Source organism: Mesorhizobium sp. M0854, assembly GCF_040319815.1.
GTDB lineage: Bacteria > Pseudomonadota > Alphaproteobacteria > Rhizobiales > Rhizobiaceae > Mesorhizobium.
Window position 1 is genome coordinate 313521 of record NZ_JAMYOL010000002.1, and the last position, 14019, is coordinate 327539.

Annotated in this window: 14 protein-coding genes; 7 read left to right on the top strand and 7 right to left on the bottom strand. The window is 60.9% G+C overall.

The features are described from left to right. Positions 1 to 17: 17 nt before the first annotated feature. A complete protein-coding gene (locus tag NKH99_RS04395) occupies positions 18 to 476 on the bottom strand; it encodes a hypothetical protein (protein WP_352682607.1) in 459 nt (152 codons plus the stop codon). Between the two features lie 894 nt (positions 477 to 1370). Between NKH99_RS04395 and NKH99_RS04400 the strand changes: the two genes are divergently transcribed. The 5 genes from NKH99_RS04400 (at position 1371) to NKH99_RS04420 (ending at position 6808) form a co-directional block, all read left to right on the top strand. Beyond that, positions 1371 to 2375 carry a LacI family DNA-binding transcriptional regulator gene (locus NKH99_RS04400; RefSeq protein WP_352469815.1) on the top strand — a complete coding sequence of 335 codons (1005 nt, stop codon included), beginning with the start codon at positions 1371 to 1373 and terminating at the stop codon, positions 2373 to 2375. Positions 2376 to 2448: 73 nt separating this feature from the next. After that, a complete protein-coding gene (locus NKH99_RS04405; protein WP_352682609.1) occupies positions 2449 to 3804 on the top strand; it encodes an ABC transporter substrate-binding protein in 1356 nt (451 codons plus the stop codon). Positions 3805 to 3825: 21 nt separating this feature from the next. Further along, on the top strand, positions 3826 to 4752 hold the full coding sequence (locus tag NKH99_RS04410; protein ID WP_031211400.1) for a carbohydrate ABC transporter permease: 927 nt from the start codon (positions 3826 to 3828) through the stop codon (positions 4750 to 4752). Continuing rightward, positions 4745 to 5587: a carbohydrate ABC transporter permease gene (locus NKH99_RS04415; RefSeq protein WP_352682611.1), complete on the top strand. Its 843-nt coding sequence runs from the start codon at positions 4745 to 4747 to the stop codon at positions 5585 to 5587. Before NKH99_RS04410 ends, NKH99_RS04415 begins: the two co-directional genes overlap by 8 nt. Before the next feature lie 24 nt (positions 5588 to 5611). Beyond that, positions 5612 to 6808, top strand: a complete 1197-nt coding sequence (locus NKH99_RS04420) for a glycoside hydrolase family 172 protein (protein ID WP_353012826.1) — start codon at positions 5612 to 5614, stop codon at positions 6806 to 6808. 76 nt (positions 6809 to 6884) lie between these two features. On the opposite strand, the gene NKH99_RS04425 is transcribed toward NKH99_RS04420, so the two are convergent. After that, positions 6885 to 7310 (bottom strand): VOC family protein, encoded by a 426-nt coding sequence (locus tag NKH99_RS04425; protein WP_352469607.1) that lies wholly within the window; start codon positions 7308 to 7310, stop codon positions 6885 to 6887. A 342-nt stretch (positions 7311 to 7652) separates the two neighbouring features. On the opposite strand from NKH99_RS04425, the gene NKH99_RS04430 reads away from it, so the two are divergent. Both NKH99_RS04430 and NKH99_RS04435 read left to right on the top strand, forming a co-directional pair. Continuing rightward, positions 7653 to 7883, top strand: coding sequence for a hypothetical protein (locus NKH99_RS04430; RefSeq protein ID WP_353012829.1), 231 nt, complete (start codon positions 7653 to 7655; stop codon positions 7881 to 7883). Positions 7884 to 8003: 120 nt separating this feature from the next. Next, complete coding sequence (locus NKH99_RS04435; RefSeq protein ID WP_352448133.1) at positions 8004 to 8444, top strand: DUF2267 domain-containing protein; 441 nt, start codon at positions 8004 to 8006, stop codon at positions 8442 to 8444. A 12-nt stretch (positions 8445 to 8456) separates the two neighbouring features. On the opposite strand, the gene NKH99_RS04440 is transcribed toward NKH99_RS04435, so the two are convergent. From NKH99_RS04440 to NKH99_RS04460, 5 genes are all read right to left on the bottom strand, one after another. Continuing rightward, complete coding sequence (locus NKH99_RS04440; RefSeq protein WP_353012832.1) at positions 8457 to 9452, bottom strand: LacI family DNA-binding transcriptional regulator; 996 nt, start codon at positions 9450 to 9452, stop codon at positions 8457 to 8459. 68 nt (positions 9453 to 9520) lie between these two features. Beyond that, on the bottom strand, positions 9521 to 10855 hold the full coding sequence (locus NKH99_RS04445; protein ID WP_353012835.1) for a sulfatase family protein: 1335 nt from the start codon (positions 10853 to 10855) through the stop codon (positions 9521 to 9523). Between the two features lie 22 nt (positions 10856 to 10877). After that, the gene (locus NKH99_RS04450) at positions 10878 to 11693 is read right to left on the bottom strand and encodes a carbohydrate ABC transporter permease (protein ID WP_352539303.1); all 816 of its coding nucleotides are present in this window, start codon (positions 11691 to 11693) and stop codon (positions 10878 to 10880) included. Positions 11694 to 11700: 7 nt separating this feature from the next. Beyond that, positions 11701 to 12654: a carbohydrate ABC transporter permease gene (locus NKH99_RS04455; protein WP_023675501.1), complete on the bottom strand. Its 954-nt coding sequence runs from the start codon at positions 12652 to 12654 to the stop codon at positions 11701 to 11703. A gap of 4 nt (positions 12655 to 12658) precedes the next feature. Continuing rightward, positions 12659 to 13906, bottom strand: a complete 1248-nt coding sequence (locus NKH99_RS04460; protein WP_353012838.1) for an ABC transporter substrate-binding protein — start codon at positions 13904 to 13906, stop codon at positions 12659 to 12661. Positions 13907 to 14019 lie beyond the last annotated feature (113 nt).

Consider the following 14019-nt stretch of genomic DNA (forward strand, 5'->3'; position numbering starts at 1 on the left):
GCCATGTGAACTGGCCCTCAGTCGATCATTTCAAGCAACCTGTCCCGATCGGAACGCGTCGCCAGGCGCCGAATGATGGTGCGGCCCTTGGCGTCCCGCATTTCGTATTGGCCCCTGTCGATGCGTTCGCTGAGTCCATTCGAATGCACCACGCCAATGCTCGGGCCGCTCACCTCGACCCGGTCTCCTGTGGATGCGTTGACAAAGAGTTTTGGCTTGCTATCGGGGTTTACCGCAGGGGCGGGATCAGGGGGATTGTCGTCCTGCGACTTTGCTTTGCCCTTGCCGGCACCAGCATTCGAGTTCGAATTGCCGGAGTTTCCACCCGAATTGCCCGAATTGCCGTTCCCATTCCCGTTCCCGCCATTGCCGTTGCCGTTCCCGCCATCTTTGGCCCAGACAGCCTGCGGGCCGAGTGGCTGCGATGATCCATCGAACAAGACGCGATAGGGGCTTACGACGAGAATGAAGGTCAAGGCGACTACAGAAATGCCGACACGACGTCCTCGTGAAGATCCGGTCCTTCGTTTCCGGGTCGTCATCAATGAACTTGTCAGTCGCATGTCGGAACTCCCCTTAATCATACGGCTCTGTCGTACTGCCTCCTGTTCGAAATTCGTGTGATGCTTAAAACAATGGTTTGCGTCCGGAACGTCAAGACCCACCAGTCCCACGATGGTAACTGGTGGGTCTCGCTAGCGCAGGAAGGGACTATTTACTGCGCAAGTCTTTTGCCTTCCTTTGGTTGCGTCTCTCCGCGGTAGCGCCGACTTCCACCGTCAGCCAACAATAAATCCAATGGCCGCGACCCCGAAACACAGGCCAAATAACGGAAAAAGCAGCCAACGTGCCTGGTGAATGCTCGGGTCCATGGCGGCCTCCTGTAACAGTCGGCATCGCAACGGGGCTCCTCGGAACTCAGTTCCTGAAACTCTCGCATTTCGGGCTTTTGCGATAGCAGCCTCGGACCAAAGTTTGGCTGTGCGGGTCCTTGGTCGATAGGCTTACAGACTGAAGTCCCTATGCCAGGAGCCCGCCCTGCATTCGGCGACCTTTGTGTCCAACTGGCAGCTGCGATCCACCGCCCCTTCGAATGCTTTGCGTTTCTGGCTCTATGGCAGCAACGCCGTTGGTCTACTGCCGCATCGTTGAAACGCCACCAATGCAGACCCATATGCGAATTGCGTCGGATGTCTCCTCCCATTGCGTCCGGCGCGTTCCCCTCTGGAGGTTATAGACCTTCACACTTGGCCGGGCTTAACAACCCGGCCTTTTCTTTTGGCATTTGTATAATCGCCTGATGGCCCTAATTTGCGAGACATCGGTAAAATCGATTTGCAAATGCATTCAAGTGCCCATAGCCTGTCACCATGAGCACGATTTCCAAAGTTGCCACGCGAGCGGGCGTGTCGCGCACGACCGTGTCGCATGTCATCAACCATGCGGACCGGGTATCGAAATCGCTGCGTGAGCGCGTACAAGCGGCGATCGACGAACTCGGCTACACCCCGAACCCGCAGGCGCAGAGCCTGCGCACCGGCCGTACCAACATTATCGCGATGCTGATCCCGGACATCCGCAACCCGTTCTATCCGGAGCTGGTGAAAACGGCGCAGTCGACGCTCGAAGTGGTCGGCCTCGACATGCTGATCTTCAACACCGACGTGCCGGGCGGACATTCACAGGATCACGGCCGCGAGTATTTGCGCCAGATCGGGCGCAAGCGGGTCGACGGCGTCATCGTTGCCGACTTCGCGCTGCACGGCATGCACAGCGAACTGCTCAGCCTCGATCTGCCCGCCGTCTTCATCGGCCATCTGCCGAACCATGCTGTCGACAGCGTCCAGCTGGACGATTTCGGCGGCGGCTATCTGATGGGCGAGTATCTGGCGAAGAGGGGCCATCGCCGCATCGCCCATGTCACCGGGCCATCCTTTTTCAAGGAGGCGATGGCGCGTGCCGCCGGTTTCGAAAAAGGGCTCGCCGACAATGGCGTGCCAATCTCCGCCGATCTGCGGTTTGAGGGAAGCTATCTTGCCCCGTCAGGGCGGGAAGCGGTCACCTGGCTCAGGGAGAAGCACGGCGGACACCTGCCGTCGGCGATGTTCTTCGCCAATTATCTGATGGCCTCCGGTGCGCTGACCGAATTCTACGACCATGGGATCAATATCCCTCAGGATATCGCCATCGCAGTCTTCGATGACCTGCCTCAACTGGAATATGTCAGGCCGAAGCTGACCTGTGTCGGCAACAGTCCGACAATGCTTGCCAAGCGCGCCACGGAAATGCTGCTCGAACGGCTGGGTGGCAAAGTCGAGGGCGCGCCGCGCACCGAAGTGATCCCATGCGCGTTGAGCCCATTCGACAGCGCGTGACGCCAGATGCCGGCAAAGGGAACGGAGGTCCCTTCGCCAACGTTCGACCGAACAACATCCAAGGGAGGAATTGATGACTGACAAAACGACCCGCGACCGGCCATTGGCCAGCCTGAATCGCCGTCGGCTGATCCAGGGCGGCGCCACTTTCGCTGCCGCCGGCCTCACAGGCTTCCCGTTCATCAACAGGATGGCCGTGCGCGCTCAGGAAGCGCCGCTGAAATTCTGGCAGTTCTATGCGCCTGGCGGAGACGTGAAGCCGCAGGTCCAGTGGTTCGAGAAGCTGGTGGCCGACTGGAACGACGGCCACGACCAGAAGGTCGAGCTCGAATATGTCGTCAACAGCGAGTACATCTCCGGTTCCAAGCTGGCAACGGCCTTCGCGTCGGGCGAGGGTCCTGACATCTTCCTCATCAGCCCCGGCGATTTCCTGCGTTATTACAATGGCGGCGTGCTTGCCGACCTGACGCCGCATATCGAGGATGCCGCCCAAGCCGATTTCCCGGAAAGCGTCATCGCCAACCGCATGGTGGACGGCAAGATCTACGGTGTGCCGATGGAAGTCGAGCCGATGGCCTTCTACTATTCGGTCAAAGCCTTCGAGGATGCAAAGCTCAACGAGAACGACGTACCGAAGACCTGGGACGAGCTGTTGGCGGTCGCCAAAAAGCTGACGACGCCCAGCCGCTACGGCGTGCTGTTCGAAACGACTCCCGGCTATTACCAGAACTTCACCTGGTATCCGTTCCTGTGGCAGGGCGGCGGCGAATTCCAGGGCAAGGACGGCAAGAGCGCCTTCGATTCGCCGGCCACCGTCCAGGCGCTGAAACTCTGGCAGGATGCCATCAATACCGGCGTGGCGCCGCGTCAAGTGGTCGGCGGTGGTTTCGACATAGTCGCCAATCTCGGGGCAGGGCTGTGCGCCATGCAGAACTGCGGCATCTGGGGCATTTCGGCGATGGACAACAACGCCAAGGATGTGCCCTACGGCATCTTCAAATTGCCGACGCCGGCCAATGGCAAATACGTCACTGTCGGCGGCGGCTGGGCCTTCGTCGCCAATGCCGGGGGCAAGAACCCGGATGCCTCCGCCCAGTTCTGCGCCTGGGCGCTGGCCTCGATGGACCAGGCCTCGATCGACCGTGTCGTCAACTGGTGCACGGTCGCCAAGAGCGACATGCCGCCGCGCAACAGCGCGCTGAAGGCCGGCGCCGATGTCTTCAGCACGGGCAAGTTCGGCACCTTCGCCAAGGAGATCCACCCGGGAACGCGTGCCGAGCCGCGGGTTCCGCCGGAGGCGTACAAGATCATCTCCGACGCCATCCAGTCGGCACAGCTTGGCGGGGTTGATGCCCAGCAGGCGGCGACGACGGCCAGTCAGCAACTCGATGCGTTCCTCGCTTCCTATTCCGGCGCGCCGATCCTTTAGGCCCTTTCCAGCATGGATCAGATGAAACCGCCAGCCGCGGGCGCGAATTCCGCCCGCGGCCTCACCGCCAAGCAAAGGGAGCGTTGCGCCGCATGGCTGTTCGTCCTGCCCGATGCGCTTGGCCTGCTGGTGTTCGTCGGCGTACCGATGCTGCTGTCGCTCGTAGTCGGGTTCTTCGAGGTCAACGGCTTCGGCGGCTACAGGTTCGTCGGGTTCGGCAATTACAGGCGCATGTGGGGCGACCCGCTGTTCTGGTCGTCCGTGAAGGTGACGGTAGCCTATGCCGTCATGCTGGTGCCGGCGCTCTACGTCGCCGGACTGGGACTGGCGCTTCTGGTGCAGAAGACCAACCGCTTCAACGCGGTCATGCGCTCGATGTTCTTTGCGCCGCAGATGGTCAGCCTGGTCGTGGTGGCGCTCGTGTGGCAGCTCATGCTGGTCGAAAAGGTCGGCATCGTCAGCCGGCTGGCGCCGCTCGTCGGTCTCGGCGGAATTTCGCTGCTCGGCGATCCAAATCTGGCGCTGTTCACGCTGGTGCTGGTCAGCGTCTGGTTCCTGATGGGTTTCTACATGCTGATCTTCCTCGGCGGGCTCCAGGACATCCCGGCAGAGTACTACGAAGCCGCAAAGATCGACGGTGCCGGGCCGGTGACAAGCTTCTGGTACATTACTTTGCCCTTGCTCAAGCCGACCAGCTTCTTCGTCCTCCTGGTCTCGCTCGTCGCGGCTGTCGCCGGCGGCCAGGTCTTCGACCTGATCTATGTGATGACCAAAGGCGGGCCGGTCAATTCGACCTCGGTGCTGATCATCTACATCTACAAGCAGGCGTTCCAGTTCGGCGCCTTCGGCTATGCATCGGCAATGGCATCGCTGCTGGTGCTGGCGCTGATGCTGGTCACGGTCTTCTTCTTCGTGCTGACGCGCGGCGGACGTTTCGAGCATGACTGACGGCCGAACTCATTCCGGCCGTTCGCAGATACGAGCGGCGAGGCTTGCCTGGATGCTGGCGACCGCAGCGCTTGGCCTGATGACGGTGTTCCCGCTTGTCTGGATGCTGGTCATCTCGCTCAAGCCGGCGAGCGACGTCTTCACGCCGAGCCTCATTCCGGAACGGCCGACGCTCGGCAATTTCCTCTATGTGCTGACCGAGGTGCCGTTCCTGCGCTATCTCTTCAATTCGTTCTTTGTGTCGGCCACAGTAACCGTCGCTGCGCTGTTCTTCCATTCGATGGCCGGCTATTCGCTCGCACGGCTGCGTTTTCCGGGCCGCGACATTCTGTTCCTCGCCATGTTCTCGACCTTCCTGGTGTCGCTGCCAGTAATCATCGTGCCGCTGTTCATTTTGACGCGGACGCTGCACATGTTGGACAGCTATGCCGGGCTGATCATTCCGGCGATCTTCAACGCGTTCGGCATCTTTCTGCTCAGGCAATACTACCTGTCGCTGCCCAGGGAACTGGAAGAAGCCGCGATCATGGACGGCGCCGGCTACTGGCGCATCTATTGGAGCATCATCCTGCCGCTCAGCCGGCCGATCCTGTCGGCACTGGCGATCCTGTTCTTCCTCGCCAACTGGAACGCTTTCCTGTGGCCGTTGACGATCACATCGGACCTCAACCTCTGGGTGGTGCAGGTAGCCATTGCGAACTTCAAGAGCCAGTACGCCGCCGCCTGGAATTATGTCATGGCCGCCTCGACCATCGTCGCCGTGCCGATGCTGGTCCTCTTCGTGATCTTCCAGCGCCAGATCATGGAATCCATCAAGACAAGCGGCCTGAAATAACCGCTGAAGCAAGAGGAGAAACACATGGATAATGCCGGCCTGTCGCCGCTTCGCGGGCTCGCCAAATTGCGCGACGCCAAAACCCGCCGGTTCTCAAGCTACGACCGCACCGGCGGCAATGACGACCGGCTGCACATTGAACCCGGCCAGACGGTGGTGATTGCCGAGCATGACGGTGCCGGCATCGTCACGCATATCTGGGCGACGCTCGCCTGCGAGAGCGAGGCGTTCCTGCGCAAGATCGTACTGCGCGCCTATTGGGATGGTGAGGCACATCCGAGCATCGAAACGCCGATCGGCGATTTCTTCGGCATGGGCCATGCCCGCACCCGCAATTTTGCCAGCCTGCCGGTGCAGGCAAGTCCAGAGGATGGCAAGGCCTTCAACTGCTACTTTCCGATGCCGTTTGCCAGCCACATGCGCTTCACCGTCACCAATGAGGCTGAGGACGACCTGCTTTTCTATTACTATGTCGATCTCGAACTGCATGAGGAACTCGAGGAAGGCCTGGGCCGCTTCCACGCCCAATACAGGCAGCAGCGACCTGACGGCATAGACGAGACGGGGCTGGCCAACGAGCAGGTCCTGTTTGGCGGGGAAAACACCGACGGGAACGGCAACTACACCATCCTGGAGGCGGAAGGTCATGGCCACTATGTCGGCGTACTCTATTCCGTCTATTCGCGGCGGCGTTCCGCACTATGGGACTGGTATGGCGAGGGCGACGACATGATCTTCGTCGATGGCGAGCCGGGCATTTCCGTGCCGGATACAGTGCGCAAGCCCGATCCGCGCATCGGACCGAAGGCCGAACTGATCGACGATCGCGGCGAGACCGGCCCCGGCGCCAACGATGCCTGGCCGCCGACGCTGCACGGCACCGGCACGGAAGATTATTTCAATACGGCATGGTGCCCGACACGGGACTACAGCGCGCCCTATCACGGCATCATCGCCGCCGGCGGGCCGAACTGGACCGAGCCGGTTACGCTCTATCGCTGGCACATAGAGGACCCGGTCATCTTCCACAAACGCATCCGGGTGACCATCGAGCACGGTCACGCCAATCGCCGCTCGGACGACATTTCGTCGGTCGCCTTCTGGTATCAGGCCGAACCGCACAAACCGTTCGAAGCGCTTGTCGATGTCGAGGACCGCACCCCCACCTATCGCGCGCCTTATCACAATTGGAATGCCGCCTTCGACGAGAAGAGGCGTTAGGCCGGGATGCGTTCGAATTGAACCGTGCATCCCGCGCTATCTGTGTCGGGGCACGACCCTGCCGCAGCGTGCCGTCTCAGCTGCGAGGTGGAAGTTGCTGGACAGACCAGGTGTTGCCGTCGGGATCCTCAAAGAAGACAAATCTGCCCCAGGGAAAATCCTTGATATCGCTGACCTCGATACCTTGAGCGGCCAGGTACCGGTGAGCCTCATCGATATCGGGCACGACGAGTTGCAGGCCCCTTATGGATCCCGGGGGGCTGTCGACGAGGCCCTTGCCCATGGCAATCGAACAGGCCGAACCGGGCGGCGTCAATTGCACGAAACGTATCTCGTCGCTTACGGTGTGGTCGTGATCGAGATGAAAGCCGACCTTCCCAACATAAAAGGCAATTGCTCTATCGACGTCCGATACGGGGACCGGGACCAGCTCCAGCTTCCAATCCATGACAGCCCTTTCGCAGCTTGATCGCCAAGTGGTGCCGAACACCGTGGGCGCCATCCCGCCATCTTCCCAATGCCATTGTCGGCGCGGGCCGCTCAGTCAGTCAAGAGATACCCGGGCTCGGGCAACGTGAGGACTGGTCTCATTGCTGAGACGGCGTTCGGAACCGATGAGCACAAGCTCAGTTAGGCGGAGGACAACCACCTTTCGGATCAGCAAGGCCGACTTTTATGATCGGAACGCAGGCGCCGAATACAACTGTGGGAAGGTTGAACGGGCGTCGTTGACGCGCGAAGGGATTGCTTGGAAGCGACGCTCGCCGAAGCTGGCGAGATCGTCGGACGGCGAAGTCGAAGCGCAATTATGCCGTGAATGCCTACGATTCGGCCTGCCTTCTCCTTGCCGCGATCAAAGACGCCAGCACTGTATCCAAGGGGACATCCGAGCCGGCGCGACGTTCTGGCGGCGGTGCACAATATCCGTTTCAAGGGAATCGCTTATCGCGAGCCCGTTCGGTGGGATGAAAAGGGTGACAATCTGGCCGCTGTGACTGCACTCAACGGGGTGGAAAACGGCCGCTTCCGACAGATCGCCGAAATCCAGCAGATGCAGAGTGTCGAGCAGACCTGACGCCGACAGGCTCTCCGACCGAACCGGTTTCCGCCGCTTTGCCAGGACGATTTTCACAGGACCACGAAACAATAATCTCCGGTCGCCGTTTCGCCCGCAGAACCTTTCGAGGAGGCGACGATGAGCGCAACCGGCTTGGACGTTTTCGACAAAACGCTGCAAATAACAAACATCTGGCTTGACGAGATCATGGCGGATCTTGGTCCGGATCGACACGTCGCCTGGCATACATTGGGCGCCGTTCTGCGAACCCTTCGCGACAGGCTGCAGATCGGACTGGCGGCCAAATTGGGAGCGGAACTGCCGCTGCTCGTGCGCGGCGCCTACTATGATCGCTATCGGCCCGCCGACATGCCCGACAAGACACGCTCGCTCGAGAAATTCCTGCAACACATCGCCGATGAATTGAAATCGACCCGTCCTGTCGATCCCGAGGATGCGGCACGCTCTGTGCTGCGTGTGCTTGCACGGCATATCGACCTTGGCCAGTCGGCAAAGGTGCGGGATGCGCTGCCAAAGGAAATCCAGGTCCTCTGGCCTGAAAGCGTGGGCGTCAAATAGCGGCGATCCTGCTCATGCGGACGCGCGACGGACCAACTGCCACGAAACGCTGAAAAGGGTAGGTATTGCGCCCGGTGTTGCCGAGATCAATGAGATCAGATGATCGGCAAGATGGTCGTAGTGGGCAGTTTCGGGGCCGATTGTCGTCAATGCCGGATGACTGAATTCGCCCTCGTCGATATTGCCGCAGCCGATGACTGCAATGTCGCCGGGCACGGAGAGGCCGGCCTCCTCGAATGCGTGCAGGGCGGTCACGGCGGCAAGATCGGATTCGACGAAAAGCGCGGTCGGCCGATCCGCGCGGGCGGCCAGCGCCGTAGCATTGGCAAACGCAGCCTTGCGCGCCTCTGCACCGCCGATCACCAGGTCGTCTCGCAGCGGAAGGCCGCGTGCTTGCAGGAAGCTGCGATAGGCGGCGAGACGGCTCCCGTCCACCGCTTGCTCATGCACCATATAGGCGATGCAGCGATGGCCGGCTCGGTAGAGGTAGTCGAGTGCCTCGAAGACGGCCCTGCCGGTATGCTGGCGCACAACCGAGAAGCCTGCCGGCTCGATGGTCGGATGGAAGATCACCGCTGGCCGGCCCGCGGCCGCCAAGCGCGCGGCCAAGAGCATCACCTCGGGCTCGGAGAGATGCTGCCAGTCGGCGATAATGCCGTCTGCCAGCCCGCTCTCGATTTCCCTCACGATCCGGTCGGTTCGTTCGAACGTGTCTCCCGCGGTGATAATTGTCGAAAATCCCCTCAGCGCCGCTCCAGATTGGATATCCTGCGCGATCCGGTCGCTGAACGGCACGCCGAGACGAGGCAGTACAAGGCAGATTCGCTCGGCCTGCTGGCGGCGCAGCTGCCGCGCGGTGCGGTTTTGCACATAGTTGAGCTCAGCGACGGCCTCGAGGATGCGCTGCCGCGCATCCTTGCCGACGAACTTCAGGCGCGTGCTGTCGCCGCTGAGCAGGTAGGACACGGCAGCGGTCGATACATTGGCGCGCCGGGCGACATCGGCCATGGTCGGCGCCTTTCTGCGATCGGGACTTCTCTCGTGCATTGTTGGATCCGCTGCGCGACGTGACATGATCAGCTGTCGCTCAGCCGGATTTCATTCCAGCTTCCATGCCCGGCGGCAAGGATCTCGGGCCTTGCCTCGCCGGCCTCCTCCATCAGGGCAACGATGCGGCCTCGCAGCCATGCACGCGTCTCTGCGTTATCGGGCGAAGCTATGAGATTGGTTAGTTCGTTTGGATCGGCATCGAGGTCGTAGAGCCTCGCCTCGACATAGAAATCGCTGCCGGAATCCCGCCAGCCGTCTTTTCCCGGTGCCTCGACCTCATATTTCCACCGTCTGGTGCGCAAGGCGCGGCCGACATGGTGCTCGCTGATTTGAATGAATATCTCGTCGCGCGGCGGCCGTTCGCCCTGCAGTGCGTCGAGCAGCGAGACGCCCTGCATCGAATTGGGCACTTTCAGGCCGGCCGCGGCGAGCAGGGTCGGCGCGAGATCGACGAGGCTGACCAGGCCTTCATATGTGCCGATGCGCTGGAAGCCGGGGCCGTGGAATAGCGTCGGCACGCGGATCGACGCCTCATGACAGGAACGCTTGTATTCGTTGTTGCGAGTCTTGAAGTGACATCCGTGGTCGGAGGTGAAGAGGATGATCGTGTCGTCAAGCCGGCCAAGGCTGTAGAGCGCCTCGATCAGCCGTCCAAACGCCTCGTCGAGGCGTGCGACCATGCCCAGATAGCCGGGGAAATGTTCCGCTGTCGTGCCGCCAAGTGCGGCGAGATCGCCGGGAATGGCGAGCTTCTTGCGGATCCTGTCCTCGTATCCGAGCGGGGCAGGGTAGTTGTCCGTCTGGTTCTGGTGATGCGGCTCGAGGAAGGACAGGAATAGAAAGAACGGCTCGTCTTCCCTCGATGCGACATAGCGGATTGCAGCGTCGGTTAGGGCATCGACGCGGTATCCCGGCAGCTTCACCGCCTTGCCGTCATTGTCGTGGACGACGGTGTCGAAGGGGCCGGAAGTGAACTCCAGGATGTTGGAGGCCAGCCAGTAGCGATAGCCGCCGCGTTGTTCCTGGGTGACCGGCTCGGCGGACCCCAGGTGCCACTTGCCGATGTAGGCGGTGTCATAACCTGCCGCGGTGAAATGATGCGCGAGCGTGCGCTCGCTCTTCGGCAGTGGGATGTCGTTGCGGTAGCAGCCGGTGATGGTCGGGTACCGCCCCGTCTGGAATACGGAGCGGGCGGGTCCGCAAACGGGCTGGCAGGTAAACGAATTCGCCACGAACGTGCCGGTCCCGGCGAGGCGGTCGAAATTTGGCGTAAGCTCGAGCGGATTGCCATGGACGCCAACGGTGTCCCAACGCTGCTGGTCGGTGAAGAAGACGATTACGTTCGGTCGGCGGGACGTCATAGGGTGCAATGGCTCCGAATGGTCATTTCATGCCTGCCAGCATCACGCTGCGGACGAAGTAGCGCTGCGTGAAGAGGAACAGCAGCAGGCTCGGGATGAAGAGAATGATCCCGCCCGTCGCCGTCAGGTTCCACTGGGTGAAGAATTCCTGGTTGAAAAGCGTCAGTCCCGTCGTGATCGGCCGCATTTCGGTGGTGTTGACGGCGACCAGCGGCCAGAGGAATTCGTTCCACTGGAACACGAAGGTGAGGAGGGCCAGCGTCGCCAGTGCCGGACGGACCTGCGGCAGCACGATGCGCCAGTAAAGGCCGAGTTCCGAGCAGCCGTCCATCCGTGCAGCGTCAAGCAACTCGTCGGGAATCGGACGGATGAACTGCCGCATCAGGAAGATTCCATAGGCGCTCATGGCGAATGGAAGGATAAGGCCCTGATAGGTGTTGAGCCATCCCATCCGCGCGGTGAGCACATAGAGCGGGATCATGCGGATGAAGAATGGGATCATCAGCGTAGACAGCACCGCGACAAACATGACGCGCTTACCGGCGAATTCCATCTTCGCGAAGACGTAGCCGATCAACGGATCGAAGATCAGATGGAGGAAGGTAATCCCGCCGGCGATGATGAAGCTGTTGAGCGTGAAACGCGCGAACGGCGCCTTCTGCCAGATGTCGATGTAATTCGTGAATTGCCACGTCTCGGGGATCAGAATCGGAATGCCGCTGAAGACGTCGGCATCGCTCTGCAGCGACAGCGAAAGCATGTAGAGGAACGGAAAGATCGACAGCGCCACGCAGAAGAGCAGCAGTAGGTAGGACGGGAGCGTTTTTGCCAATGTCATGCCAACCTCAATAGGTGGTTTCGCGGTTGAGCAGGCGGAACTGAACGAAGGTGATGGCCAGGATCAGCAGGAACATCAGGAAAGACAGCGCCGAGGCGTAGCCGATGTTGAGCTCGAAGAAGGCTGCCTCGAACACGTGCAGGCTGAAGAACCGCGTCGCGTCGGCCGGTCCGCCCTTGGTTATCAGGTAGGCCGGCGCCAGCTCCTGCAGTTGGCTGATCGTGCTGACGACCGCGATGAACAGCGTGGTCGGCGTCAACAACGGCCAGGTCAGATAGCGGAATTGCTGCGTCGGCGTGGCGCCGTCGATGGATGCGGCATCATAGAAGTCGGACGGGATCGACTGCAACGCGGAGAGGTAGATCAGCATGGCATAGCCGACATCCTTCCAGACCGTGATGGCGATGAGGGTCGGCAGCGCGGTGGAGGTGTCGCCGAGCCAATTCTGGGTCGGCAGCCCAAGCTCGGCAAGGAAGCTGTTCAAGATGCCAGTGTAGGGATCGAGAATTGCCTGCCACATCAACGCGACGATCACGAAGGAGGTGATGTAGGGAAAGAAGATGATTGCGCGGATCAGAGTGCGCCCCGGGATCGGCCGGTTGAGCACGACCGCCAGTCCGAGGCCAATGGCGATACTGGCCGCGGTGACGCCTATCGCGAAGGCCAGCGTCACGAAGAGCGACTGCCGAACGCGCGCGTCGCCGAGGGCAGCAACGTAGTTGTCCAGTCCGGCGAATCGGCTCTCGCCGATCAGCGGCTGGCCGCTGTACAGGCTCGCCCAAAACTCCAGTCCAATCGGATAGAAGAAATAGACCGAAAAATAGAGGATTGCTGGCGACAGCAGCAGGTAAGCGAGAAGCGTTTGCCGGGTGCGCCGGCTGAAGCGGGCAGCTCGCCGGGTCGGCATCGCGCCGACGCGAATGTCCGTATCGGCCGTATCGGTGCTGCCGCTGATAAACATCGGCCTAGTTGTTGGCCAAGATGACGTTGGCCTCGGCCGCGAATTTCGGCATGATCTCGGCTGCTGGCTTCTGATTGTAGATGATATCCTCGAGCGCGCTTTGCAGGAGCTTCTCGATTCGCGCGTGCTTGCCGGTGAGGCGCAGCTCGGCGGTGACGTCTTGCGCGTAAGGCAGGCATTTGCTGAAGCTGCCGATGACCGGATCGGCCTGAACCTCGGCGTTTTTGGCCCAGGATTTGCGCGGCATCGTCATGCCCGCTTCCTTGGTAGCCGCCAGTTCCGTGTCGAGCGCGACGAGCCGCTTCAACAACTCCCAGGCCTCCTTCGGGTGCTTGGCGTCCTTAGGGATCATCACGCTGACGCCGCCCGCGAACGTCGCCTGCACCTTGTGCTTGAGTGATGGCGCAACCGCCCAGTTGAGCTTCGGGTTGCCCGAGCGGATCGGCTTCACGTCCCACGGACCGGTTATGATCATGGCGACCCGGTTGGCCGTGAACAGCTTTTGCGGACCCTCATAGTCAGCACCCGCCGCCGGCTTGGTCGCTGCTTTTTCCTTGTGGATCAGGTCGGCGAGGAACTGGATCGCTTCGATCGCCTCTGGACTGTCGAGATTGACCTTGTTTGTCTTGGGATCGTAGTAGGTCACGCCGTTCTGCAGCAGCCACGACGAGTAATATCCGATGCTCGGGTTGGGAGCGAAGCCGAAGCGGGCGCCGGTCGTCGTCGCCTTGGCAACCTTCAGGAACTCCTCCCAGGTCGCAGGCGGCGCGTCGAAGCCCGCCTGCTTCAGCATATCGACGTTGTAGACGAGGGTGGCGCAGGTGAGGTGGATCTGGACGCCATAGTACTGGTCGCCGAGCTTGTTACGCTCGACGGAATAGGCTTGCCAGTCGTCGGGATAGCCGATCGTCTTGCCGTCTTGTTGGATGAAGTCGTTCAGCGGCCGCAGCAGATTCCGCTGGCCGAATTCCTGCACCCAGCCGCCGGGTTCGGCGACGAGATCGGGCGGGCTCTTCGCAGCAAAATCCGCCACCAGCTTGGTGCGCATATCCGGCCACTGGAATTTCTCCCACTGCACCGACCATCCGGGATGATCGGCCTCGAACTTTGCTATTGCATCGGCATAAGCTTGATAGGCGTGGCCGGCGTTCCAATAGAGCGTCAAGGTCTCGGCATGGGCCGCAGTCGCGGTCGTCAGGGCCACGCCCAAAACCATGCCGTGCAGGAATCCGACTGACTTGTAGCGGCTCATCTTGGTCTCCTCCTTGGTTTGCCAACCGCCTTCCTCACCATGGATGGCGTCATATTATTCGATTAATATACCCGCTGTACCGCAGTTTTTGTCAAGCTCCGACTGTAATGCAG